Origin of the sequence: Roseburia sp. 1XD42-69 (assembly GCF_003612565.1) — a bacterium.
GTDB lineage: Bacteria > Bacillota > Clostridia > Lachnospirales > Lachnospiraceae > Roseburia_B.
Genome location: NZ_RAZG01000025.1, coordinates 1 through 25,574 on the forward strand (window position 1 = coordinate 1; position 25,574 = coordinate 25,574).

Sequence of the window (25,574 nt, forward strand, 5' to 3'; positions counted from 1 at the left end):
GCACACCTTATATAGAAAAATAAAGTATGCAGTTAGTTTTATTGTATTTCTAACTTACACACTTTATTTTACACTCCCACGGCGGGAAAATCCCGCCGTCTATACATCTATTACAGGTCTTTTTTCAATTATGGTTCACCTCATAACTCCCACGGAAAAAATCCGCCGTAAGTTCTGCAAAACATCCCTGGTTCTCCCATCGGATCCAAAACGTCCCTTCCGATTCTTTCACAGAGATTTCTGCCCCTTCCCCAAAGGCCCCGAAGGTGCTGCGGAAACGAATCAGCTCTAACTGCTTTTTCACAGAATCTTTTGAAAGGGCCGACTCCACTTCTTCCCGGGTAAGATTTGTCCGGTTAATCTCCTTATGTCCCCCAAACCCTGCTCTTTTCACCGCCTCATGGTCGTTTTTCCCTTCCAAAAGGTCAAGATACCAAACCTGGGGTTTCCCCGGCATAAACATCTGAAGGGCCCTGGCTAAAAGCATTTTTTCCTCCGACTCTCCCAGGGCGGAAAAATAGGCTGCGTTCACCTGATAATACATATTTTTCTCCCCGTGGAGATTTTTCACAAAGCCGCCTCTTGATACAATTAAATGAATAAGGTTTTCAATGTCCTCCTCCGGTAAAATTCCCTTTAAATCCAGGAGTGGAATCCCATCGTGGCATCCCAGCATGTTTACCACTTTTAAATCTTTTTCTATGATTTCTTTGGCCCAGGCAGAAAGGAACCTGCTTCTCTTATTCTCTATGGCGTCTATCACAAGGCCGGGCAAAAAGAAATCATAGGTCATATATCCCTTATGACACAGTTTTTCATAAATCTTTTCCTCATAGGCGGCATGTATCTCCGGAAGCAACATCATATGGAAAGGTTCTGCAAGTTCCCGAATCTTTTCCAAAAGATCCCAGGTTCCGGGCTCATTTAAGAAATTTTTCTCCCCCGGTTCTTTGGAAGCGTAGGCAAAGGCGTCCAGACGCACAATAGCTGTCCCGTAACCTGCAATCTTTTTTATGGTGTCTTTATAAAATTCCCATACTTTTTCGGATTTTACATTTAAATCCATCTGTCCAAGATATGTGGGGTAATGCACTTCCTGGTAAAAGGTATTCCAGTAGGGAATCTTTCTGCCATCGGGAAACTGCACCATCAGGATGGGAAGGCCGGGTTTGCGGAAAAACATTTTCTTTAAACAGGATTCCTCCGGCTGTATATATCCCTCCTCTGTCATAGAACCATAGCCCTTCCAGAATTCATTCCAGTTGATAAAAAAATCTTTGTACTCTGACTCCTCCCCCCGATCTACCAAATCCTTAAACTGGGGGGACTGGGCGGAGGCATGGTTTAAGATAAAATCCAGCTTCACATCCATTCCAAGTTTCTTTATCTCCTCCAAATCCTGCCTGTCTGCCAGCTCTTCATTGATATCATAATCTATCACGGAAAAACCCCGGTCCAAATCGGAATGGTATAAACTTGGCAGAATGTAGAAAGAGCCAAACACATCCTTCATCTCATCTCTTTTTAACAGGGAAACCATATCTGATAAACGGCTTCCCACGCTGTCCGGGTATGCATTTAACATGGGCTTATTTTTCATTGACTGCTCCTTCCCCTGTAACGGTAATTTTCGCATTTCCTGCCTGCCTTAACAGCTTTTCCTGCTCTATTTCAAGCACTGTATTTATCAAATCACTGCCGGCATTCTCATCCCTGTTCCGCTTTAACCTCCTGGCCAGGGTTTTCTCCGGCGTACTGTCTATATAGACGGGCAAATCCACTCCCAAGAGATATTCGCTTCCCCCGTGGGTCCACTCAATGAAAAGGATATCTATATGGGAAAAATCCACATCTTCATAAAAAATTTCTCCCTCTTTCCTTCCCATTCTCTTTAAGGTAATCATATTTTCTCCCCCTTTAAATGAGGAGATCACTTTATTTACCTTGTCAAATTCTATTTCTTCCGGGGTGCCAAGATAGTCCCTAAGTCCCTGTTCTCCTTTTTCTTCAAAAATTTTGAGACGCTCTCTGTCGTTATCCATGGGAATCCGTTTTGGATAATGATCCCCGGAGAGGACATAGCAATTTATCCCGTCATTGGCAAAACACTGGCTTAAAACACAGGCCATAGTGGTTTTTCCGCACCCGGAACCCCCGAACAGGCTGATGACCTTCCGTTCTTTCCCGGATTTTACATAATTTTTCATGACACGGTACAATTCTTCTACGGATTCCATCTCCTGAAAGGAAATCTGGTAAGACTCATACTCTGTCTGGGGGGCCGGAAGGGGAATTCCCACTTCCGTCAAAAGAGCGCCGGTGTAAACCTTTCCTTTGTCACTCTCAACATAAAAAGCGTCCCTTTTTAATCCTTTCAGCTTCACATAGGTCACTGGCATATTTCCCGAAACCTCAAGCCTTACAATATTCACAAGGGCTTCCTTTTTATCTTCTGACAGAAACATCCATCCCGCATACCCATCAGCAAAAGGATTGGAAAGGCGGTAATACGCTCCCTGGCAGATTAACTGCTCATACTTTTTGTAGGTTTTAATCTGCTCTCTCACCAGCTGCTTTTCTTCCTCACCTAAAAGCGCCGGATTCAGCTCATATCCAAAAGTCCCTGCCATAGCGGTAATTCCCCTGGTGCAAAGGCTTGTCACTCTCCCCGTCTGGTGATTGGGGACAGCCGAAACATGGGAGCCCACCACGGAAACAGGATAAAAGAAGGAGGAACCATACTGAATCTTTGTCCTGTTTATGGCGTCTGTATTATCACTGCACCAGATCTGGGGCGCATAGTACATCATACCAGCGTCAAACCTTCCTCCCCCTCCGGCGCATCCCTCTATCAGCATATCCGGGTATCTCTCTGTTAGTTTTTCCAGAAAATCATAGACTCCAAGAACATAATCGTATGTTACAGTGCCTGCATACACATCCGCCATGCCCCTGTTCATATCCCATTTCACATATTCCACATTGCCCGAATCCAGCACTGCGCAGATCTGGTGAAAAACATAATCTCTTACTTCTTTTCTGGAAAAATCCAAAAGGAGCTGATACCTGGAACGGATGGGGTCTCTGTTCCCTATTTTAAGGGCCCAGTCCGGATGTTTTCTGTAGAGGTCACTGTCCTCATTTACCATCTCCGGCTCAATCCAGATTCCAAACTTCACTCCGCAGCTGTTTACCCTGTGGATTAATTCTGCCAATGTCCCCCCCAGCTTTTCCTCGTTTACATACCAGTCTCCCAGGGAGCTTTTGTCGTCGTCTCTCTTTCCAAACCAGCCGTCGTCCATTACCACCATATCCATTCCAAGATCCGCCGCTTCTTTTGCAAGATTTACAATGGTATCCCCGTTGAAATCAAAGTAGGCTGCCTCCCAGCTATTTAAAAGCACCGGCCGGGGGCGGTTTGCATATTTTCCCCTGCACACATGGTTACGGATACAGGAGTGGTATTTGTGGGACAGTTCCGCAAAACCATTCTGTGAGTATGATAAAATAACCTCCGGCACAAAAAACTCCTGCCCCACTTCAAGGGGATAGGAAAACAGCGCACTGCCCAGGCCCATAATCACTCTGGTCTGGTCAATCTGGTCTTTTTCCACTTCACAGAGGAAATTTCCGCTGTATACGAAAAGCATGCCGTAACAGCTCCCAAAATCCTCCGTGGCATCTCTGTCCGCCAATATTACAGCCGGATTGTACTGATGGCTGGACATCCCTCTCCTGCTGCCGAAAGCTGTGGTTCCATGGCCCAGGGGGGTGCGCTCCATATTTCTCTCCATGGTATGCCTGCCGTAAAATTTAACCACATCAAAATCTCCTGTGAGAAAGTCAAGGCATGCCCCTGAAGCTTTTTTCAGGGTCACTTTGTGTTCCCCCACATTTCGGATTACCGCGCTCCTCGTAATGATGTCCTCCTCCTCTAAAACGCCGTAGAGAAGGCTCACTTCCACCTGGCTCACCCTGTCTTTTAACACAATTTCAAGGGTCTTTGCATCCTCCCCTGACCACACCGCCGGAAGTCCTTTTAAACTGTACTTTCCCTGGCGGATTTCATAGCGGGAAAAGGTCAGGTTACAACACCGGGAACCATCGCTGTTTTCTATGTTAAGGGCGTAATTCCTGTAGTCCCCGCTCCCCAGGGTAGGGTACTCCTGGGGAAGGGTATCTAAAGAATATGTCTTGTCGTTTCCTGCGGCATAGGGATTTCCCGAAAATCCCCTGTCCGCAAAAGTCACCATATCATCTGCAAAACCGAAATTTCTTGCTCCATAGTATAAATGCAGAAGATAACCATATTTATCCACCTGCATCTGATAGGTTGTATTTTTTGTGTGCAGGGTAAAAATATTTTTATTCTGATTATAAATGATGGACATAATGCATCTCCTGTAATTTTTTCTATCCTTTTACTGCGCCGTTGGCCACACCGTTTAAAATCTGTTTCTGGCAGATAATGTAAAATAACAGAATCGGTATCAACGCCAGAATATAAGAGGAAAAGGCCAGGTTGTAATTTGTGCCGAACTGGGTCTGGAAATTAAGCTGGGCCAAAGGCAGGGTATTCTGCCCGGTTCCTGACATAATAACCAGGGGGGTCATTACGTCATTCCATGTGCCAAGGGCTGTTAAAATGGCAACTGTGGCGTGCATAGGCTTCATCATGGGAAATACGATGGTCCAGTAAGTTTTCCATGTGCTTGCCCCGTCAATATCCGCAGCCTCCTCCAAAGCCACGGGGATATTTTTTAAATATCCCGTATACAAAAGCACATTCATGGGCATATAAAATACAAGATACAAAAGAATCACACCTGCCCGGTTTCCCAGCCCCATCTGGGCCGTCTGCTTCACCAGAGGCATCATAAGAATGGAAAAGGGCACAAACATACCGCTTACAATATAAAGGTAAATCAGCCGGAAGCTTTTCTTTGCCGCCATGCTTCTTCCAATTACATAGCCGGCAATAGAATGAATCAAAATGGAAAGCGCTATGGTAACCAGGGTAATCAGAAGACTGTTTCCCAGGGAATGCCAGAAATCCGTTACTTCCATAGCCTGCCGGAAATTCTCAAGGCTGAAATGTGCGGGAAGGGCCAAAGCCCCCGCCACATCATTAGTCATCTCGCTGGGCTGCTTAAAGGCAATGACAAATGCCATATATAAGGGGAAAAATACAGTCACCGTCCCTAAGACCAAAACAATGGTCAGCACCCAATTTGTTTTCTGCGTTTTTTCCATCATAGCTGCTCCTCCTTTTTATTCATAATGGTCATCTGGAAAATAGAAATCGCCACAATCACAAAGAAGAATATCACTGCATTGGCGCTCTGGAAGCCAAACTGTCCCCCGTCCATACCGTTTCTGTATATTAAATACGAAATGGATTCCGTGCTCTGGGCAGGCCCTCCTTTTGTCAAAGACATGATCTGGTCAAATACCATAAGTAAATTTTTTGTGCTGAGTACCAGATTAATGGTTACAAAGGGAATCACAAGGGGAAAAGTAACGCTCCAGAACTCTTTCCACTTGCTGGCCCCATCTAACATACTGGCCTCATACACTTCCTGGGGAACTGTCTGCAGCCCCGAAATGTATATAATGGTATTCATGGCAACCGCCTGCCATACGCCTACCACCAAAACGCCTATCCAGGCATACTTTTCACTGGCAAGGAAACTGTTTTTCATCCAGCCGATATCCCATGCCATCCCCACAGCAGGGAGAATATAAGTAAAGATAAAGCTGAAAATATAACCGATGACCAGGCCGCCTAAAATATTTGGCACAAAGTAAATTCCCCTCAGAGCACTTTTAAAACGGATGCAGCTGTTTAATCCCAGGGCCATAACAAGGCTTAAGACATTTACAAGCACCGTACCTGCCAGGGCATATTTAAATGTGAAGAGATAACTTTTTCCCACTCTGGCGTCAGAAAAAAGATCCATGTAATTCCTTAGTCCCACATAGTCATAGGAGCCGTAACCTCTGTAATTGGTAAAACTGTAAATCATTCCCTTTATCATGGGCAAGGTGTTAAAAGCAAAAAACAAAATAAGTACCGGTATAATCACTGCCCAAAATGTTTTGTCCCGGTTTGTCATCTTACTTTTCATTTTCCATCCTCCCTTTCTTTCTGATACTGCTGCACTTTCCGGATTAAATCTCTGTTGTACCGTTTCCAGTCCGAATCAAATTGAGCCAGAAAAATATCTGCCGCATTGTCGCTCTCATTAAGCAAAAACGTCTGAATCATGGCATCAACGCTCATTTCACTGGGGTAATGGTGATCTTGGAAATCCGCCATTCTGTCCCCCTCTATGTAATTTTTCATATCCAAAAGCTCCCCGGGAATATCAAAATCTCCCTCCTTGCAGGCAATCCCCCCCTGATTATCCAGATAAACCTGAATGGTTTCGTCTTCATACAAAAACCGCAGCACCTCATATACCGCTTCCTTATTCTCACAGTCTTTCATCACACAAAACTGTAAATCAATACCGGAATTTAACACATTGTCCGCCTCATTTTCATTTGCCGGAAATGGGAAAGAACCGATATTCAAGTCCGGATTTACCGATAAAATCTGGGGAATGGCATAACTTCCGATGGGATACATAGCGGATTCACCTCTGGCAAATGCCGTACAGGCGTCATTGTAGCTGTAGGCATAAGGGTTCGGCTCCCCGAAGCTTAAAAGCTCCCTCATTTTATCCGCAACTTCTCTGTATTCCTCCGAAAAAGTAGTATTTCCCAGATTTACCTCATTGCAGGTGTCCGAATCGGACAACCCAACTGCCAGGGCATTCCAGGGGGCAAGACAAGTCCAGGTATCCTTATAACCGAAATACAAGGGCAGCATTCCCTCTGCCTCAATCTCTTTACACAGGGAAACAAAATCATTCCAAGTCTCAGGCACTTCCCACCCCTGTTTTTCAAACAGATCTTTGTTGTAAAGAATCCCTGCTGCATTTGCGGCGTAGGGCAGGCAGTAAACTCCCTCTCTAGGAACAAACTCCAGTTCCTTACTCATATCCTGATAGGACTGTTTTACGGATGTTACTTCCTCCAAATCGGAAATGTCCAGAAACAAATCCGCATCCAGGAAATTGGAATAATTAATATCCCCGCCGATTCCCACAATCTGAGGATAATCCTCTCGGATAAATCGTGTTTTTAAAATTGTCATAGCCTCATTGGGGGAATCAATCGTAAGATGGATATCCTGGTGAGTCTCATTGAAGCGGTCCTGGATTTTTTCAAAAGCTTCCACCGCCTCCGGCTTGTAAGATACCAACTCTACCTCCACTTTTCCCTCTGTTTCACTCCCTGCGCAGCCTGCAAGACCTGTAATTCCCACAGCCATAAAAACCATCGCCGTCCATCTTCGGGCAATCTTCCTTTTTGACATATTTTTCTCTCCTTTCCCCTGGTTTTACAGTCTTTTTTCTTGATAAAAGCATTTTAACATACCAATATGCTATCATAAATATCCGTATTTTTTGATTTTTATACCACAATGCAATATTTTGTGCTATAATTGTATATGACAACGCATTTTGGTATATTTGTTGGAAAAGGAGTGGATATGAGCAATATATTTTTTAATATTTTTCCCAATGAAAACTTTATAGATTTGTGCATGTACCAGTACGGATATGAACAGTGCGACCCAGGACACTCCTTCGGGCCTGTAAAAAGAAACCATTATCTGTTCCACTATATTATTTCCGGCACCGGAACCCTTATGGCGGATAATGCAAAAGGAGTCACCCAGACTTATTCCATAAAAAGCGGTCAGGGATTTTTGATTTTTCCGGGACAAATCAATACCTATTTTGCAGATGACAATCTTCCCTGGGAATATTTCTGGATAGAATTTGACGGCCTTCGGGTAAAAGAAGCCCTTGACTTAACAGAGCTGTCCAAAAACACTCCTGTCTACCGCTCCCGCTCCAAAGACCTCCGGGAGGAGATGGTAAAGGAAATGGATTACATTGTCCATCATGAAAAAGAATCCCCTTTTCATCTCATTGGCCACCTGTATCTTTTTTTTGACTGCCTCACCCGGTCCGCAAAGACACAGACTCTGGTGAAAAGCAGCAAAATGAGGGACTACTACATAAAAGAAGCCATCCATTATATGGAGCAGAACTTTCAAAATAATATTACTATTGAGGATATTGCCGCAGTGTGCGGAATCAACCGCAGTTATTTTGGAAAAATATTTAAGAATTCCACGGGGCGTTCCCCCCAGGAGTTTTTAATGAATTACAGAATGGTGAAAGCCACGGAACTGTTAAAGCTGACCTCCCTTTCCATTGCAGATATCGGCTCTGCAGTTGGATATGAAAATCAGCTTCATTTTTCCCGTGCCTTTAAAAATGTATATGGCATTTCACCAAGAGAATGGCGAAACCAACATAAAATGTGACAAACTCATGCAACTTCACCTCTTTCTTCTAAATTTAGGGAAAAGGTGATTTCATCATCGCTTCCTTAGCTTTCGTATACTCAAAAACTGCTTTTATTACAAGAAATAAATTTTAATTTAATGTGTCTGGAAATATACCGTCACAATGGTATACTAATCTTAACACATCAAAAGGAGGTCTTATGCCATGCTGAAAATGGTGATCCGCATGGATGGTGATAAAATTAATATTGAAAAAAATACCGTCTGGAGGGAATATACAAGACAATTGACAACACGTTTATCCAAATGGGCTTTCCCCGCAGGGAAGATGCCTCCGGCTCCTTGGTATATCTGGACAATGGGCACGACAAAGATTACGGACGGTTTGGGAAAATTGTCAATACCCTGAAAAAGCAGGCATGGTTTATGGATAATGTAAAGGTCTGGCTTTTATGCGATAGTGATGATTCGGACAGTTCGGATGATTTTAACGTGGAAGATTTGCTAAGCCATTACAGACAAAAATTTCCCTGGATTGGAAACGGCGTCAATAAAATCGATGTTACCAATATCGGACGTCAGCATGATTTGACGGAATTGTTGAAGCCGACAGCGCCTATTGAGATAGACAGTTCCATTCTTCTTACAGAAAATACTGAGTCAGCCACAGAAAACGGACACTAAAATTCCCGCGCCTCATCAAACCACTGCTCCCATGCCGAAAAACATTCCACAAAAGACTATTTCAAATGAAATAATTCTTTTACCATACGAAACATTTCATCCTGTCTTTTCAATCCGTCATTGACAATACACGGAACTGCATTTTCTTCACATTCTGCTTTTATTTGTTTCGCAAACAAAATATCCCGTTCCATCCAGTTATGAAAAGCCTGTTGTTTGTCTGAACACCCTTCCAGAATATATGGAACCCATTCTCGCTCTTTATAATGTGATATCTGAAAATCTGGTGTTGGAATGATGGAAATGTATTCCTTTTTTTTGTATTTCACCATTACATTTGGAGTATATGCAGCCCCTTCGGTTACAATAAAATCAGCATCGATTTTATTCAAATATTCAAACACCAATTCTGATATTTCATCATAGATAAGAAATTCATCTTTACATTGTATCAATGGTTCTCTCATCCAAATTTCATCCGGTGTCATAGCTATACTTTTTTTGCATACAGGATATCCCTTTTCTGCCGCAGTATCGGTAAATTTATCTAAAAAATCATCAACCTTGAAATAATATGCACCATATGCCTTTGAAATTCGTTCAGCAACCGTACTCTTTCCGCTGCAAGGCGATCCCCCTATAAAAAGAACTCTTTTATTCATGCCTTTACCCCTCCTTCTCCTGAGAGCTTTCCTCCTCTATCGGCTCCCTGGTGCCATAACTGTCAATATAGCTGTTTACATCTTTTTTAAACTGCTCCCATGCGGAAGGGTATTCTACAAAATATTTAGGACAGTTTTTCCCCGTCACATCATAATGGCGGATGACATCCGAAGAATTTAAGCCGTAGCGCCCCATAAGCCACGCAGTAAGATGTACCAGTGTTTTGTATGTACTGTCGGTAAATTTCCCCGTCTCGTCGGGAATACAGCACTCAATGGAAATGGTATCGGAATTTCTGTCATTGGAGGCGTAGGCCACCTCATTGCAGGGCACGCACTGAATTAGCTCCCCCTCAATTCCAATGACAAAATGGCTGCTGACAGAAGTCTCCCCGGAGACAGAAAGCCCCTGGAAATAATCTCTGTTATTCTGGGCGCTGGTGCCTGGGTTTGCCGTATAGTGCACCACAATCCCATTCACTTTCTCAAGGGGAATCCCGGGCCTGGAATACTCATTTACATCTAAAAGCTGCACGTCATAATCCGGCGGCGTCTTTACCGTCTTAGGGGGAAGAATTACCTCTTTTACCGTAGGTTTCCCGCTTTTTTTCAACAGAATCCCCCGAACCTGGACTGCGGTGACAGCCAGTATCACAACAAGAAAAACCCCCAGAGTCAGTTTTAAAACAGCTTCCCTCTGGCGTTTTTTCCGCCGTTTCGCCCGGCGCAGCGCCCTTCGCTGTTCATATTCCAAATCTTCCTTCCTGTCGTCCGCACCCATATTCCTACATATCCCCCGGATTTTTCATATCTTTTAAAATGTCAAAACAGTCAAACGTCCTAAAATAATCTTCCGGTGTCTCCCTGCGGCGGATAAGCTTAAAACTTCCGTTCTCCTTTAATAAAATCTCCGCAGATTTCAATTTGCCGTTGTAGTTATACCCCATGGAAAACCCGTGGGCGCCGGTGTCGTGGATCACCAGCAGATCCCCCTTATCTACTTTGGGCAGCATCCTGTCAATGGCAAACTTATCGTTATTCTCACAGAGGGAGCCTGTCACGTCATACTTATGGTCACAGGGTGCGTTTTCCTTTCCCATAACCGTAATGTGATGGTATGCCCCATACATGGCGGGGCGCATTAAATTCACTGCGCAGGCGTCTGTTCCGATGTACTCTTTATAAGTGTGCTTTTCATGGATGGCTTTTGTCACCAGACAGCCGTAAGGCCCCATCATAAAACGCCCCATCTCTGTGTAAATGGCCACATCAGAAAGCCCGGCGGAAACTAAGATTTCCTCATAGACTTTCCGCACTCCCTCCCCAATCACCCGGATATCGTTTGGGGTTTTATCCTCCTCGTAGGGGATGCCCACCCCTCCGGAGAGGTTGATAAAGCGGATATCGCAGCCCGTCTCCTCCTTCAGTTCCACCACCAATTCAAACAAAGTCTTTGCCAGCATGGGATAATACTCGTTTGTCACCGTATTGCTGGCAAGAAAAGCGTGGACGCCAAAATATTTTGCACCTTTCTCTTTTAAAATTTTAAATCCTTCAAAGAGCTGGTCTTTTGTGAATCCATATTTGGAATCTCCGGGATTATCCATAATGCCGTTGCTCATCTGAAAAATTCCCCCGGGATTAAATCGGCAGCTAATCCTCTCCGGGATATGGCCGATGGTCTTCTCTAAAAATTCTATGTGGGTAAAGTCGTCCAAATTAATGGTTGCGCCGATTTTATCTGCAAAAACAAATTCTTCCGCCGGAGTGTCGTTGGAGGAAAACATAATCTCCTCCCCGGAAAACCCCAGGGCGTCAGATAACATAAGCTCCGTCATGGAAGAGCAGTCCACGCCGCATCCGTATTCTTTTAATATATTGATTAAAAAGGGATTTGCATTGGCTTTTACCGCATAATATTCCCGGAATCCCTTATTCCAGGCAAATGCCTCCTTCACTGCCCTGGCATTTTCCCGGATTCCCTTTTCGTCATAGAGATGAAAAGGGGTGGGGTAGGTTACCGTTATCTCATCCAACTTTTCTTTTGTAACAAAGGGTTGTTTTTTCACTTTAGTATCTCCTCTCTCTAGAAAAGAGGGTATGCCTTGGCATACCCTCTCTGGTATCAACTGGTTTTTAAGAGGGCCAGAAAACATCCCGGCCAATCTCATCTCCAAGCTCTTCAATCACTTTTTTTGCCAGCTCTGCTTTACCCAAGTGGGTGATAATCACACAAACTTCTTTTGCCCCGTTATACCGTTTCCGCTTCATAACGGACACCTTTTCCCACTCTTCCGCATATGGCACGCCGGCTTTCATAAGGGCGTACATCACTTTTTCCTTGACATTTAAATCTGCCACCCGGCACAATTCTGTATCTGTCGCTGTTTTCATATCACACCAAAACCTATTCTGCCAAATTGCCCGCTTCCTCCCCATGCTCAACTCTGTGCATAGAGAATTTATCCATATCATACTGGCCTAAGTTGCCCACGATAGTCCGGGCATCCGCCTGCTCAATTAAAGCGTCTCTGTCCTTCTTTGAAAGCATCTGGTCTTTAAATGCACTGGGGCCGCCTACGCAGCCTCCCACACAGGCCATACCTTCGATAAAGTCCTCCGTCAGTTTTCCCGCTTTCAGCATAAGGAGAGCTTTCTTACACTCTGCCGCACCGTTAGCCTTGCACACCTTGGGATCACAGTCGTAATCTTTTTCCTTCATGTACTCCAACACTGCCGCTGTAACACCGCCGGAATTTCCAAAACGTTTTCCGTAGGTGGAAGACTCCTGGTAATTGTTATCTGCCGGAAGCAGTTCCACTCCTTTTGCCTTCATAATGGCGCGAACCTCGCTGTATGTTAAGGCATAATCCACATTCCCCTCAATGTTGTGGTCTTTCGCCTCGGATTTCTTTGCAATACATGGCCCGATAAATACGGTAACCGCATTGGGCTGTTTCGCTTTAATCATACGGGAAACTGCGCACATGGGGGATACTGCTGTGGAAACCTTGTCAAGTAGTTCCGGATAATGGTTTTTAATCATATTTACAAAACCGGGACAGCAGGATGTGGTCTTCTTCTCACCCTTCTGGTATGCCTCATACCACTCGTCTCCCTCTGCCTGGGTTGTCATATCCCCTCCAAGGCCGGCCTCAATCAAATCGTTAAACCCTACAAGTTTTGCCGCCTTTTTCCAGCTTTCCATCGTGATATCCTGACCAAACTGTCCCTCTGTGGCAGGAGCCAAAATGGCATAGACAGGTTTGTCGGATTTAATAGCTTCTATCACATCCACAATAAATGTTTTGGAACCAATGGCACCAAAAGGACATTTATGTATGCACAGGCCGCAGCGGATGCATTTCTTCTCATCAATGACAGAAATGCCGTTTTCGTCATATGTAATAGCGTTTACCGGACAATTATATTTACAGGGACGTTTCAATCCCGCAATAGCGTGGTATGGACATGCACTGGCGCACTTGCCGCACTCCTTACACTTGGATGCATCAATATGGGAACGCTTTTCCCCAATAGAAATGGCTCCGAATTTGCAGGCATTGATACACGCCTTTCCAATACAGTTCTGACAGTTATCCGTTACCACATAACTGGAAATGGGGCAGTCCTCACAGGCGGAACTGATAACCTGAATAATATTCCCGTCATCCACCGGCCCCGGGGCTTTTCCTTCTGCAAGGCGAACCCGCTGGCGGATAATTTCTCTCTCTTTGTAAATACAGCACCGAAACTGAGGCTTAGGGCCCGGAACCAGTTTTCCTGCAATATGTTCTTTCTCCTGGTCTAATGTTCCGGCAAATGCTAATTTAGCCACTTCATACAAAACTTCATGTTTAATTTTAATTACATTTTCGTCAGCGTACATGGTTCTCTCCTTTTTTCCTGATTTTATATGGCTCTGCTATTATAACATCATCATGTTTTTTTTTCAAGAGATGGCATGAACTTCCTTTTGCAACCTTTATCTAAAAATTGTATTGATAAATAAAATAAATATCTTCCTGCCCTGCCTGGATAAATCCACAGGACCGAGCGGTTTTTAAGGAGGGAAAATTGGAAGGCAGTATCCGAAGCCTTGCCCCAGTGCAAAAGGGACACTCATACAGCCAGTCAAGAAATGCCAAAAGCGCCTCTGCCATATATCCGTTCCGACGAAATTCCCTTGCCATGGCATACCCAAGCTCCACCATGCCGTCCTCCCCGGGCAGCCCCTTAGAGCCGATGATTCCAATGTTTTCCCCTGATTTTTTTACAATGCGCCAGTAAGTAAACCAGGGGTGAAGTTCCTTTGGCATTTTTTTCATTTTCGATATTTTGCTCCGAAACGCCCGCCGAATCACAGGGGAGAGCACCGATTCCGGGAAACAATCCTGCCCTTCCCCAAGCGCTTCCCACAATTCTTCCTCTGACATGGGAAAAAGCGTCAGCCTTTCGCACTCCACAACATCCGGCAGGGAAAAATTACTGCCCTGCAATATTCCTTATCTCCTGGAATAACTGAAGGTCATCGGCAGTAACCTTTAAATTGGACGCTATGGTATCTCCGTTTGCCTTTGTAATTTTTACCTCAATAATTGTTCCCTCGTCTATGGACGAAGCTGCTGCTGCCTGCAAAAACTTGGGAAATTTAGGATGGTTTGCAACAAATTTGTCCCATAAAGCTTTCATTTGAAATAGTGACGCTGGATTCATCATAATTTTTTCTCCTCTCGTTTTATCTAATAATAATTTAATTTTTTCTGCAGAGAAGGATTCCCAGTAATAAAAGCACTGGAAAAATCACCCCTGCCAAAACTCCCATTTTTAAGTTATCTCCCAATCTGCCTGCCACCACCCCAACCAAGGCAGGCCCTCCCGAACATCCCATATCTCCGCCCAAAGCCAAAAGTGCAAACATAGCCGTCCCCCCTTTCGGCAATGCTTTAGACGCCTTGCTGAAAGTTCCCGGCCACATAATCCCAACGGAAAGCCCGCAGAGGGCACAGGCAGTCAGGCTAAGCTTCGGATCAGGGAAAAGGGAAATCCCAAGGTAAGCCAAAATACACAGACAAGTGCTGTAAACCATAAAACGCTCCAAATGGATACCCTCGCCATATTTCCCGTAAAATAACCGGGATGAACCCATTAAGACTGCAAATGCCATAGGCCCGGCTAAATCCCCTGCCGTTTTGGAAATCCCAAGTCCCTTTTCCGCAAATGTGGATGCCCATTGACTTACCGCCTGCTCGCTTGCACCTGCACATACCATCATAACCAGCAAAATCCAGAATATTTTATGGCTTAAGAGTTCCTTCAGTGAAAGGCCGGCCTCCCCCTCCTCCATTAACGGGGCAATGGGGACTTTTGTAAAGGCAAATGCGTTTGCAATGGGAATCAGGGCCCATACAGCGGCAAGAATCTTCCATTTTTCAATTCCCACAGCATAAAAAAACAATGTTGATACCAATACCACCCCCGCATGTCCCCAGCAGTAAAAAGAGTGGAGCATGCTCATGGCCTTCTCCTTGTTTTGGGAAGGGCAGGCCTCCACCACCGGACTCACAAGAACCTCCAAAAGTCCCCCTCCAAGGGCATATATGATAACGGAAATTAAAATCCCGGCAAAGGGGGTGGGTAAGAGCTCCGGAAGAACCGTAAGAAAAATCAGCCCCGCCGCCGACAAAATGTGGGCAGCCACCATGGATATGCGGTATCCGATTTTATCTACAAACCCCACGGAAAGCAAATCAACCAAAAGCTGTATTCCAAAATTAAGCGTCACCAAAAGTGTAATCCTTGAAAGCGGAATATGATAGCTTCTCTGGAAAAATAAAAACAGCAGAGGCGTAAAGTTATTCACAACCGCCTGCACAATATATCCCACAAAACAGGCTGTAATTGTTTTATTATATTGATTTTTCTCTTTAAAATCCACTGGAAAACCCCTCTCTCGCAAGACAAAGCGTCCTGTCCAGCTGTTCTTTCGTGTGGGCAAGAGACAAAAACATAGCCTCAAACTGAGAAGGCGCAACATAGATTCCATGGGAAATCATATACCTTGCATATCGGGCAAAAGCCTGGGTGTCCGCTGTCTTTGCCCTGGCATAATCAAACACTTCCTCCCCGGTAAAGAAAATGCTTCCCAGGGATCCGATATGATTTACCTGACAGACTTTCCCAGACTGCGCCGTGATTTTTTCAATCTCCTGAAAAAATGCATCCGATGTTTCATTTAATTTTTGATAGTATTCCGGATGCTCCTTTAAAATGCAAAGCTGGGCAAACCCCGCCGCCATGGCCACAGGATTTCCGCTTAACGTCCCTGCCTGGTACACAGGCCCTAAGGGCGCCACCATCTCCATAATCTCCCTTTTTCCCCCGTATGCCCCCACAGGCATCCCGGCTCCTATAATTTTACCCATGGTTGTCAAATCCGGCAGGACATGGAAATATTCCTGGGCCCCCCCCGGTGCAAGGCGAAACCCTGTGATAACCTCATCAAAAATCAAAACTGCGTCGTACGCATCGCAGAGTTTCCGGAGGCCTTCTAAAAACCCTGGTTTGGGAAGGACAACCCCCATATTTCCCGCCACAGGCTCCACCACCACTGCTGCAATTTCCTCCCCCCGGCGTTTCATATGGTCTTTTACTTCCTCCAAATGGTTGTAAGGTGCCGTCAAGGTATCCCTGGTAACACTCCCCGGCACCCCGGCACTGTCCGGCACTCCCGCTGTCATAACACCGGAGCCCGCCGCCACCAAAAGCCCGTCGGAATGGCCATGGTAACAGCCGTCAAATTTTATGATTTTATCCCGCTTCGTATAGCCCCTTGCCGCCCGGATTGCACTCATCACCGCCTCCGTGCCGGAATTTACCATGCGCACCATCTCCACAGAAGGGACCATAGAGACGATTAATTTTGCCATCTCCACTTCTACTTCAGTGGATGCCCCGAAACTTAGCCCGTTTTTTGCCGCATTTACCACACTCTCATAGACTTTCGGATGATTATGGCCCAAAATCATAGGCCCCCAGGAACACACAAAGTCAATGTAAGAATTTCCGTCCTCATCCCACAAAACAGCCTTATCTCCTTTTTTTATAAAGGGCGGCGTACTCCCAATGGATTGAAATGCCCGCACGGGAGAATTCACCCCCCCTGGGATATATTTCTCCCCCTCCCTAAAAATTTCCTGCGACTTACCCATATTCCCTCCTGTACAAATTCATGTCCTTATTCTCATTAACCAATCAGTCCCCGCTCCATGCACTCTGCCAGCTCTTTTGCAAAGTAGGTGATATAAATATCTGTCCCTGCCCGGAAGGCACAGGCCGCCATTTCGCAGATGATGCGCTCCTCGGAAAGCCATCCCCTCTCTGCCGCGGCCTTTACCATGGCATACTCTCCGCTGACACTGTAGGACGCCACAGGCACATGGACACTATCTTTAATTTCCCGTATCAAATCTCCGTAAGCCATGGCGGGCTTGACCATCACAATGTCCGCCCCCTCCTTCACATCAAGGGCTGCTTCCCGCAAAGCCTCCCTTCTATTGTGAAAATCCATCTGGTATGTCTTCCTGTCCCCAAAAGCTGGGGCGCTGTCCGCCGCATCCCTAAAAGGGCCGTAAAAAGCAGAGGCAAATTTTACAGAGTAAGCCATAATTGGAGTATGGACAAACCCATTTGCATCCAATATCCGGCGGATACTTCCAACTCTGCCGTCCATCATGTCTGAGGGGGCTACCATGTCGGCGCCTGCCTGCACCTGGGACAAAGCTGTCTTTGCCAAAAGCTCCAGCGTTTTGTCATTGTCCACATCATCTCCCTTTAAAACTCCGCAGTGTCCATGGGAAGTGTACTCGCACATGCACACATCCCCGATAAGATACATCCCCGGCACCTGGCGCTTTGCCCGCTGAAAAGCTTTTTGCACAATCCCGTCCAAAGCATAAGCCATAGAGCCCAATTCATCTTTTCTATCTGGAATTCCAAAAAACATCACAGAATTCACCCCGGCATCCATAAGTTCCTCCAGCTTTTCCTCCATGCGGTCAATGCTGTAGCGGTATTGTCCCGGCATAGAAGGGATTTCCTCTTTGACATTTTCCCCCTCCGCCACAAACATAGGGTATACAAGGGAAGATTTATCTACCCTGGTTTCCCGCACCATTTTCCGTAAAGTTTCACTGCTTCTAAGACGCCTGGGGCGTATTGTCAACTCCATAATCTCCTCCATTCTGCGGCTTTTCCACCGCAGGCAATTCACCTGTTTTCTAAGATTACCTCCACCAAACCATCCACGGAAGCCTCCTTTGCCGTCACGCACTTCATCCCAAAATTCCGGGCTTCCCCTGCGGTTTTCTCCCCGATGCAGTATGCCGTCACAAGAGACAAATCTGCCTCCCCCGCCGCCGCTGCAAAGCCTTTTACAGTGGATGCGCTGGTAAACACCGCCTCCAACACTTCCCCCATTTTAATTTCCTCACCTAAATCTATAAGGGGATGCTTTGTAAATACCGTATCATAAAGGGGAATTTCTGTTACCCGGATGTCCCCTCTCCTTGACAGTTCCTGCATAAGCTCAGGCCCTGCCTCCTTTGCCCTGGGAAGCAAAATCCCGGCATTTTCTTTTGCCAAGTCCCGCAGTAAAATTCCAAGGGATTTTCCGTCATACACCTTGGGGACATACTCTGGAAAAAGCCCCCTCCCCCTTAACACCTGGGCTGTACCTTCGCCGATGGCAGCCAGTTTCACCCCGGATAAGCGGCGGATATCCATTTTTCTATCCTGCATGAACTGAAAAAAATATCCCGCCCCTGAGGGGGAGGTAAAAGCCAGAATGTCAAAAGAGGAAATCTTTAGTAAGGCTTCTTCTAATTCCCTGTTTTCCTCCCGGAAAACCGTGGATATCCCAGGCAGCTCAATAACCTCCGCACCAAGCTCCTTAAGTTTCTCCGAAAGTTCCCCGGTGCGTTCCTTTGGCCTGGTCAAAACAAACCTTCTCCCTGATAAGGGAAGATATTGTCTCCAGTTCAGCTTCTCCACACAGGCGCACACCTGCCCTGCCACAACCACTGCCGGAGCTTTTGCCCCTTCTGTTTTCACCTTCTCCGGAAGGGTTTTTAGGGTTCCAAAAACCTCCTTTTGCATTGCCGTAGTCCCAAGGCTCACAAGCGCCGCCGGGGTATTTTCCCCCAGCCCCCCTGAAAGCAGGCCCTGACAGATTTCCGGCAGGGCGGATACCCCCATAAGAAACACGAAAGTTCCCCCAGCCTCTGCCAATGCCTTAAAATCAATATCCAAAGGCATATTGCCTTTTTTATGGCCGGTTACGATATGAACCATAGAAGCCATGTCCCGGTGGGTAACCGGTATCCCCGCATAGGCCGGGACGGCAAGGGCGGAGGTTACTCCCGGAACGATTTCAAAAGGAATTCCTCTCTCCCTTAAATAGAAAGCCTCCTCACCACCTCTGCCGAAAAGAAAAGGGTCTCCCCCCTTTAACCTCACCACCTGTTTTCCCTCACGGGAGAGCTCTGCCAAGGTCTCGTTAATTTTCTCCTGGGGCATGGTATGCCTTCCTCCCCGCTTTCCCACGTCAACTGTCTTGGCTAAAGGGGGAATCAATGCAAGGATCCCTTTTCCCAAAAGGCTGTCATAGACCACTGCCTCTGCGGACTCTATCAATTTCTTTGCCTTTACTGTGAGAAGGGACACATCCCCCGGACCTGCCCCCACCAGAAACACTTTTCCTATCATATCGATTCCTCTCACCTACTGTAATTGGATTTCCTCCGCCAGGGTCCTTCCAGTTTCTTTTGCCTGAAACACATTTCCCTGCCGTTCCATAAAAAACTGTTCCCCGGTCTCTTCCCGGTAATAAAATCCCCTAAGCGTGAGCACATCCCCCTGTACTTTTGCGTAGGCCGCCACCGGGGAAGAACATCCCCCTCCAAGAGCCGCGACAAAGGCCCGCTCCGCCACAACAGCAAAGCATGTATCCCTGTGAAAATACCCCTGCAAAAATCCATAGTTTTCCCCTTTTCTCCCCTGGATGGCCAGGGCTCCCTGGCCTGCTGCAGGAAGCAATTCCTCCGGGGAAAAATAGCGGCTGATGCGGTTTTCTAACCCTAAGCGTTTTAACCCCGCCGCTGCCAGCACCAGGGCAGAGTATTCCCCTGAGTCTAACTTTCTTAACCTAGTCTCCACACTGCCTCTGACAGCCTTAACCTCCATACGGGGAAATAACTTTTTAAACTGCAGCCTGCGCCGTTCACTGGAACTTCCCACAGGCTTTGACGTGTCTAATTCCCGTACTCCCAGAGGAAGGACCAGAACATCCCTTGGGTCTTCCCTCTTGGAAAAACCAAGAATGGGCAGTTCCTCTTTCACCTCCATGGGCACATCCTTTGCGCTGTGCACCGACAGCTGGCTCTTTCCCTGGAGAAGCGCTTTGTCCAGCTCTTTTACAAAAAGCCCTTTTCCCCCGATCTGGGAAAGTTTTCTGTCCAGAATTTTATCCCCCGTGGTTTTCATGGTAAGAATGTGAGGTGAGATATCCCCGCAGTTTTCCCGGATAAAATCGTACACTTCCCGGGTCTGGGCCAGTGCCAGGGCGCTTTCCCTGCTCCCGATAACAATCTCTGTCATAAATCCATGTCCCTGAGCTTTGCCGCTATTTCGCTGACCTTTCCATGGTTTTCCCCCCCGGAAGCAATGCCGATAATCACATTTTCCTTCTTCACAACAGCGGGAAAATGAAAATTACATTTCTCCTTATCCGTTATCACGTTCACCAAAAGCTCCCTGTGCCTGCACTCCCTGAATATCCCCTCATTCACCTCACAGTCATCCGTAGCCGCCATCACAAAATCCACATCCTCGGAGATTGTTCCCTGGCGGTACACATCCTTTTCCACCGCCTTTATTCTTCCCCCTGATTTTTCAAATTCCCCCTGCTTAAATTTCTGAATCACTTCCTCCATCTTTGGCATAACCTCAGGGGCAATAATGGTAATTTCCGCCCCAAAGCGGAGCAATAGCTCCACACGCCTTGCGGCAATATTTCCAGCGCCGTAAACCAGCACTTTCCTGCCTGTTAAATCCAAAAAAACTGGGAAAAAATTATTGTCCATATTCTTCCTCCAATACCTGTAAAATTTTATTTAAACTTTCCGGTGACAGCTTATCCCGCAGGGAAAACAGCATATGCCGGATAACTTTCCCAGAGGAGTCCTCCACCGCCTCCCGCAAAAATTCCTGCTTCTCCTTTTCCTCTGCAAACCTGGAAACCCTAAGACGCCAGCTTACATCCTTTGCCGCATTAGAGCCGATTTTTTCTATGGCAGGGATTAAGTCCCTGGAAAAATACCAGTTGATATACTCCAAAACACCTTCCTCCAAAAGAGCGGAAGCCTTTTCATACTGCTCTTTCATCTCCTTTGAACGGGAATCAATGGAAAAATCATCAATATCAAAAAGTCTTACATGGGAGAGCTCCCCCACCTCCGGCTCAATATCCCTTGGCACCGCCAAGTCTACAAAACACATTGTTTTTTCCCCGCAGGCTTCCCTCGTCTTTTCCTTTGTAATGGTAACATTCGGGCTTGCCGTGGCAGAAAAAACAAAATCACAAAAAGGCAGATACCCGTAGCGTTCCCCATAATTAATCCTCTTACACCCCAGAGGGATTTCCACCACGCCGCTTTTATATTCCCGCACTGTCACTGTCACCTTTGCCCCGGCCTCTTTTAGCTTAAGGGCCGTAAGCTTTCCCATCATGCCGTTGCCGATAACCAGGCATGTTTTCCCCGAAATCTCATATCCCATAGCAAGAAGCTTCTCAATGGCAAGGCTTGGAGCCGAGTGGTTCCCCTTATCCAGAGGAATCTGGGCTTTTACCTTTTTTCCCGCAGTCACCGCCTGACGAAACAAAACCTCCAGCGCAGAATCTGCGGCGTAAATTTCCCTGGAAAGGGCCAGTGCATCCCCTACCTGGGTCAAAATCTGGTCTTCTCCCATAATTTTTGATTCCAGTCCCGCCGTGAGGAAAAACAGGTGGCGCAGGGCCTCTTCCCCGGATCTCTCCACAAAATAATTTAAATAAACATCTTTTTCCACCGTGTATATACGACATAAAAGCGAACACAAATCCAAGGGTTCGCTTTCTTTCGTAGTGCTGATATAAATTTCTGTCCGGTTGCAGGTAGAAAGAATCACACATCCTTCCACCCCCGGCTCCCTTTGGATAACCTCCATGGCTCTTAAGGCTGACTTTTTGGTAAATGCGTACCTTTCCCGTATCTTAACATTTGCCCGGGTGTGGTCAATCCCCGCCATCTGTATCCCAAGGTTTTCATTTTCCTGTAATATTCTGTCCATTTACTGTTTCACCTGAATATGAAATAAACCTTCAATTAAATAATGATTATATTTTTGTCAAGAATCTCTCCTCAAACTGGGAGGCAGACAAGGGTTTGCTGATGTAATATCCCTGGAGGAACTCCACGTTTCTCTCCCGCATACTCTCACAAACTTCCTCATCCTCAATCCCTTCCGCACAGACTTTTATTCCCAGAGAGTGACACAAGTCAATGATGTGGAGAAGGATATTTCTGTCCTTCACGCTGTTTTTAATGGAAGAGACATAGTGATGTTCCAGCTTAATCCAGTCTGTGGGCACATTTTTTAACACCTCAAAAGAGGAATACCCTGTGCCGAAATCGTCCAGCGCAAAGGCGATGCCGTTGCTGCGCAGGAAATTCACAAACTCAATGGCGCCGTCATAATTGCTGATTTTACAGCTCTCCGTAAGTTCCACAATAATGCTTCCCGGAGAAAGTTCCAGGCGCTTTAATTCATTGACAATAAAAGCCGCCAAGTCCGGCTGCTGCATCTGAACATAGGATACATTTACATTGACGCTCATATCCGGTTTGATCTTCTGCCATTTCTTTACCTGCATCAAAGCGGTGGTAATCACCCAGCGCCCTGCCTCCATAATCTGCCCTGTCTCCTCCAATATAGGAATAAACTGCTCCGGCCCATACCCCTCATAGTTGGGATGGTGCCAACGCAAAAGGGTTTCGCATCCGAATAGTTCTTTGTCCTCCCCTCGGAGCAGAGGCTGAAAATACAAATAAAAACCGTACATTCCGTCCCTGACGCACCTTCTTAATTCCTCCCTCATGCGGAACCGGGACTCCGTAGCCTTCATCTGGCTTCCGGAGGCAAACTCCAAAACTCCTCTTCCTGTCTCCTTTGCCATTTTAACCGCATGTTCCAGGGAATTTTTAATACTATCCGGCGTCATGCCGTTTTCCAGCATAATTGCCCCCCCGGAAAGGGTAAGATAAATCCGCTCCCCTGTGTCCACCTCAAAACCTTCCAGGCTTTTTTCCAACTGGTCAAAAAGCCTGTAGAGCTCCATTTTGCTGGTATGGGGATAAATTAGCGCAAACATATCTCCCCCGTACCGATACTGGCTGCTTCTCACCGGGGCGATATGCTCTAGCTTTTCCGCCACCGTCTTTAACACCTCATCCCCCACCGCATAGGAGTACATGGTATTGATTTTTCGGAAATGGTTTAAGCCCACCAGCATAATTCCCGTGGTGGTATTATGGCTGTTGCACAATTTCTGTACCCTGTCCGTAAACTCATATTTATCAAAAAGCCCTGTCTCTGCATCCACATGGGCCGTCTCTGTCTGAGGTGTAATAATTCCCACTAAAATCTTATCCTTGCCATTTTCATCCCGGCACAGATATGCGCTCTCCTCCACCTCCACATACTCACCCCAGCGGTTCTCCACCCGGTAAGCACATTGAAAATGTCTCTGCACACCGCCGTAAACCAATGCCAAGGCTTTCTGGTATTCCTCCCTGTCCTTAGGGTGAATCAGTGTGGCCCATTTCCGCATACCCTGATAGGTATATTCCCCCTCCAGCTCAAATTCGTCCACCGCTATGGTAGACCATCTTGTCATATGGTTCACTTCATTTTCAATGAAGAGGAAGGAATCGGAAATCTCACACCATGCCCGGAAAAGAAGGCTTTCATAGCTTAAGGCATCCATTTTGTGAATCCAGTCCCAGTCCTCCCCGCTGCGGGTAGCAATCCACTCTAAATGCATCTGCTCCTTGGCATGGTACATCTTTTTATCCGCCCTGTCAAAAGCGTCAAAGAGATTTGCATCCATAACAGGGTCATACTCCACAGTCCCCACTGCAAATTCCAGGGGATACTGGCTGTCTGACCCGGCCTCTGTATTGTACTTTTTTATTTCGTCAAAAATACTGTCCATCTCCTCCTGGGTTTTGGAGAGGTTTAACACAGCAAATTCATCTCCCCCAATGCGGTATATCCTGGCATCACTGGGCATACATTTTTTCAGCATGTCCCCGCATCCCTTTATCAATGCATCCCCTGCCACATGGCCGCAGCTGTCATTCATCTTTTTTAAATTATTGATATCCACCATGCTGCAGAACACGCCGTTTAACTCATGGTGCCGGAAAAGATGGGTCAAATCCCTCTCGTAGGCATTCCGGTTCATCAGGCCGGAAAAATGGTCCACATACACAGACTTTGCCAAAATCTGGGTAAAGTAATCTTCTATGTCATAGAGAATCTGATCCTCCGTCTCCGTCTTTTCAAAAGTCCAGGGGCGCACCTGGGCCTGAATCTGTATTTCCTCCCCCAAAACAGGCAGAGGAGACGCAAACAACTGCTCCAAAAATGCAGCGCTCCTATCCGCCGCCTGCCTGCTCCCTGCAAAAAACACAAGCTCGTTGTCGTCCAGTGCATAGGTATTGTGCCGGAAAGTACTGTAAATCTTGTTGCTAATAGTCCTTAGGCAGGCCTTTCCCGTCTGGCTGCCATAGCCCTCCCGTATCATATCCATATTGGAGACGGTAAAAAGAATTACATGAAACTTTTCCCTGGTGTAGATATTTTCGTGAATCATTTTTAAGAAAGCCGCCTCATTAAATGTTCCCGTGTCAACATCAAATAAATCCTCTGGGTTCTCCCGGATTAAAAAAATGCTAAGGGCGATAATTGTGACCCACATACCGGATATCAGCAAAGCCGGATTGATTAACTGTATCACAATGCCCGCCAGAATCAGCCCCAGAGCGATAAAAAGAAGTTCTTTCTTCTCCTTGTCAATCTTTTCCCTGTATCTCACACATAAAACCGCCGCCAGGCAGATATAGTAAAACCCGCAGACATAGCATGTCCACACCGGAATCCCGGTGGAATAGCTTCCCGCTTCCGTATCCACATAGGTAATGGGCGCAAACACAATGAGTAACAGGGCAATCCCCAGGGGAATATTGGCAAAATATTTTACGGAAGCATTCTTCTGCCCCCCCATATCCAAAAGCACCACCACATATAAGAGTAAAAGCCACAGCCCCGCTGTCATAGAGCCGATATACATAATATGCGCTCCCCGGTTGATAAACACTGGCAGCGCATCCCGGTGATTTACCGTATACACCGTCACCATGTCAAACACCAGATTTGCCGCCACCAATGCCAAAAACAGCCGGAATATTCTCACATTCCTTGTATTTAAGGCCCTGTTTTTACAGCAGGACACTAAAAGCAACAGAATCACACACAAGCAAGCTATCTGCATCTTCACCATGTACACTATTCTTCCTCCAAAATCTCCTATAGTAAAAATTGTATGAGCCGCACCAGAGGCGCGGCTCAAAATTCCCCTTATATTTAATATTACCTGATTTTGAAAAAATTGGCAACCGTATATTATAACCAAATTTCTG

23 protein-coding genes are annotated in these 25,574 nt (G+C 46.2%); 3 read left to right on the top strand and 20 right to left on the bottom strand.

All coding sequences use genetic code 11. From position 1 onward, the window contains the following. Positions 1-124: 124 nt before the first annotated feature. From gtfA to D7Y06_RS13000, 5 genes are read right to left on the bottom strand one after another with little or no spacing between them, the layout of a single operon-like run. Complete coding sequence (gene gtfA / locus D7Y06_RS12980; RefSeq protein ID WP_120408218.1) at positions 125-1,600, bottom strand: sucrose phosphorylase; 1,476 nt, start codon at positions 1,598-1,600, stop codon at positions 125-127. Beyond that, positions 1,590-4,391, bottom strand: coding sequence for an alpha-galactosidase (locus D7Y06_RS12985; protein ID WP_120408219.1), 2,802 nt, complete (start codon positions 4,389-4,391; stop codon positions 1,590-1,592). Before D7Y06_RS12985 ends, gtfA begins: the two co-directional genes overlap by 11 nt. A 22-nt stretch (positions 4,392-4,413) precedes the next feature. Further along, positions 4,414-5,256 (bottom strand): carbohydrate ABC transporter permease, encoded by an 843-nt coding sequence (locus D7Y06_RS12990; RefSeq protein WP_120408220.1) that lies wholly within the window; start codon positions 5,254-5,256, stop codon positions 4,414-4,416. Then, positions 5,253-6,128 (bottom strand): carbohydrate ABC transporter permease, encoded by an 876-nt coding sequence (locus D7Y06_RS12995; RefSeq protein WP_120408221.1) that lies wholly within the window; start codon positions 6,126-6,128, stop codon positions 5,253-5,255. The genes D7Y06_RS12990 and D7Y06_RS12995 overlap by 4 nt, the downstream gene beginning before the upstream one ends. Beyond that, on the bottom strand, positions 6,125-7,423 hold the full coding sequence (locus tag D7Y06_RS13000) for an ABC transporter substrate-binding protein (RefSeq protein WP_120408222.1): 1,299 nt from the start codon (positions 7,421-7,423) through the stop codon (positions 6,125-6,127). The genes D7Y06_RS12995 and D7Y06_RS13000 overlap by 4 nt, the downstream gene beginning before the upstream one ends. A gap of 177 nt (positions 7,424-7,600) precedes the next feature. Here D7Y06_RS13000 and D7Y06_RS13005 point away from each other — a divergent pair, with 177 nt between their 5' ends. The 3 genes from D7Y06_RS13005 to D7Y06_RS13015 all read left to right on the top strand — a co-directional run bounded on the left by D7Y06_RS13005 (position 7,601) and on the right by D7Y06_RS13015 (position 9,112). After that, positions 7,601-8,446, top strand: coding sequence for an AraC family transcriptional regulator (locus D7Y06_RS13005; RefSeq protein WP_120408223.1), 846 nt, complete (start codon positions 7,601-7,603; stop codon positions 8,444-8,446). A gap of 187 nt (positions 8,447-8,633) precedes the next feature. Beyond that, positions 8,634-8,837 (top strand): hypothetical protein, encoded by a 204-nt coding sequence (locus tag D7Y06_RS25980; RefSeq protein WP_120408224.1) that lies wholly within the window; start codon positions 8,634-8,636, stop codon positions 8,835-8,837. Positions 8,838-8,854: 17 nt separating this feature from the next. After that, a complete protein-coding gene (locus tag D7Y06_RS13015) occupies positions 8,855-9,112 on the top strand; it encodes a hypothetical protein (RefSeq protein ID WP_120408225.1) in 258 nt (85 codons plus the stop codon). 56 nt (positions 9,113-9,168) lie between these two features. On the opposite strand, the gene D7Y06_RS13020 is transcribed toward D7Y06_RS13015, so the two are convergent. The 15 genes from D7Y06_RS13020 to D7Y06_RS13090 all read right to left on the bottom strand — a co-directional run bounded on the left by D7Y06_RS13020 (position 9,169) and on the right by D7Y06_RS13090 (position 25,435). After that, the gene (locus D7Y06_RS13020; protein ID WP_120408226.1) at positions 9,169-9,774 is read right to left on the bottom strand and encodes a hypothetical protein; all 606 of its coding nucleotides are present in this window, start codon (positions 9,772-9,774) and stop codon (positions 9,169-9,171) included. 4 nt (positions 9,775-9,778) lie between these two features. Further along, a complete protein-coding gene (locus D7Y06_RS13025) occupies positions 9,779-10,555 on the bottom strand; it encodes a peptidoglycan recognition protein family protein (protein ID WP_120408227.1) in 777 nt (258 codons plus the stop codon). A gap of 4 nt (positions 10,556-10,559) precedes the next feature. Further along, the gene (locus D7Y06_RS13030; protein ID WP_120408228.1) at positions 10,560-11,843 is read right to left on the bottom strand and encodes a diaminopimelate decarboxylase; all 1,284 of its coding nucleotides are present in this window, start codon (positions 11,841-11,843) and stop codon (positions 10,560-10,562) included. A gap of 67 nt (positions 11,844-11,910) precedes the next feature. Next, the gene (locus D7Y06_RS13035; RefSeq protein WP_120408229.1) at positions 11,911-12,168 is read right to left on the bottom strand and encodes a hypothetical protein; all 258 of its coding nucleotides are present in this window, start codon (positions 12,166-12,168) and stop codon (positions 11,911-11,913) included. A gap of 13 nt (positions 12,169-12,181) precedes the next feature. Further along, complete coding sequence (locus D7Y06_RS13040; RefSeq protein WP_120408230.1) at positions 12,182-13,663, bottom strand: 4Fe-4S dicluster domain-containing protein; 1,482 nt, start codon at positions 13,661-13,663, stop codon at positions 12,182-12,184. Between the two features lie 100 nt (positions 13,664-13,763). Then, positions 13,764-14,273, bottom strand: coding sequence for a GNAT family N-acetyltransferase (locus D7Y06_RS13045; protein ID WP_120408231.1), 510 nt, complete (start codon positions 14,271-14,273; stop codon positions 13,764-13,766). Then, positions 14,260-14,493, bottom strand: a complete 234-nt coding sequence (locus D7Y06_RS13050; protein WP_120408232.1) for a hypothetical protein — start codon at positions 14,491-14,493, stop codon at positions 14,260-14,262. The genes D7Y06_RS13045 and D7Y06_RS13050 overlap by 14 nt, the downstream gene beginning before the upstream one ends. A gap of 34 nt (positions 14,494-14,527) precedes the next feature. Then, positions 14,528-15,712, bottom strand: coding sequence for an MFS transporter (locus tag D7Y06_RS13055; RefSeq protein ID WP_243119315.1), 1,185 nt, complete (start codon positions 15,710-15,712; stop codon positions 14,528-14,530). Continuing rightward, positions 15,702-16,985, bottom strand: coding sequence for a glutamate-1-semialdehyde 2,1-aminomutase (hemL, locus tag D7Y06_RS13060; RefSeq protein WP_120408234.1), 1,284 nt, complete (start codon positions 16,983-16,985; stop codon positions 15,702-15,704). Before hemL ends, D7Y06_RS13055 begins: the two co-directional genes overlap by 11 nt. Before the next feature lie 35 nt (positions 16,986-17,020). Further along, complete coding sequence (gene hemB / locus D7Y06_RS13065) at positions 17,021-18,004, bottom strand: porphobilinogen synthase (protein WP_120408257.1); 984 nt, start codon at positions 18,002-18,004, stop codon at positions 17,021-17,023. A gap of 38 nt (positions 18,005-18,042) precedes the next feature. Next, positions 18,043-19,539, bottom strand: a complete 1,497-nt coding sequence (gene cobA, locus D7Y06_RS13070; RefSeq protein ID WP_120408235.1) for a uroporphyrinogen-III C-methyltransferase — start codon at positions 19,537-19,539, stop codon at positions 18,043-18,045. 15 nt (positions 19,540-19,554) lie between these two features. Beyond that, positions 19,555-20,430, bottom strand: a complete 876-nt coding sequence (gene hemC / locus D7Y06_RS13075) for a hydroxymethylbilane synthase (RefSeq protein ID WP_120408236.1) — start codon at positions 20,428-20,430, stop codon at positions 19,555-19,557. Continuing rightward, a complete protein-coding gene (locus D7Y06_RS13080) occupies positions 20,427-20,915 on the bottom strand; it encodes a precorrin-2 dehydrogenase/sirohydrochlorin ferrochelatase family protein (protein ID WP_120408237.1) in 489 nt (162 codons plus the stop codon). The genes hemC and D7Y06_RS13080 overlap by 4 nt, the downstream gene beginning before the upstream one ends. Further along, positions 20,905-22,161, bottom strand: a complete 1,257-nt coding sequence (gene hemA, locus D7Y06_RS13085) for a glutamyl-tRNA reductase (protein ID WP_120408238.1) — start codon at positions 22,159-22,161, stop codon at positions 20,905-20,907. The genes D7Y06_RS13080 and hemA overlap by 11 nt, the downstream gene beginning before the upstream one ends. A 46-nt stretch (positions 22,162-22,207) precedes the next feature. Further along, on the bottom strand, positions 22,208-25,435 hold the full coding sequence (locus tag D7Y06_RS13090) for a bifunctional diguanylate cyclase/phosphodiesterase (protein WP_243119318.1): 3,228 nt from the start codon (positions 25,433-25,435) through the stop codon (positions 22,208-22,210). Positions 25,436-25,574: the final 139 nt, after the last annotated feature.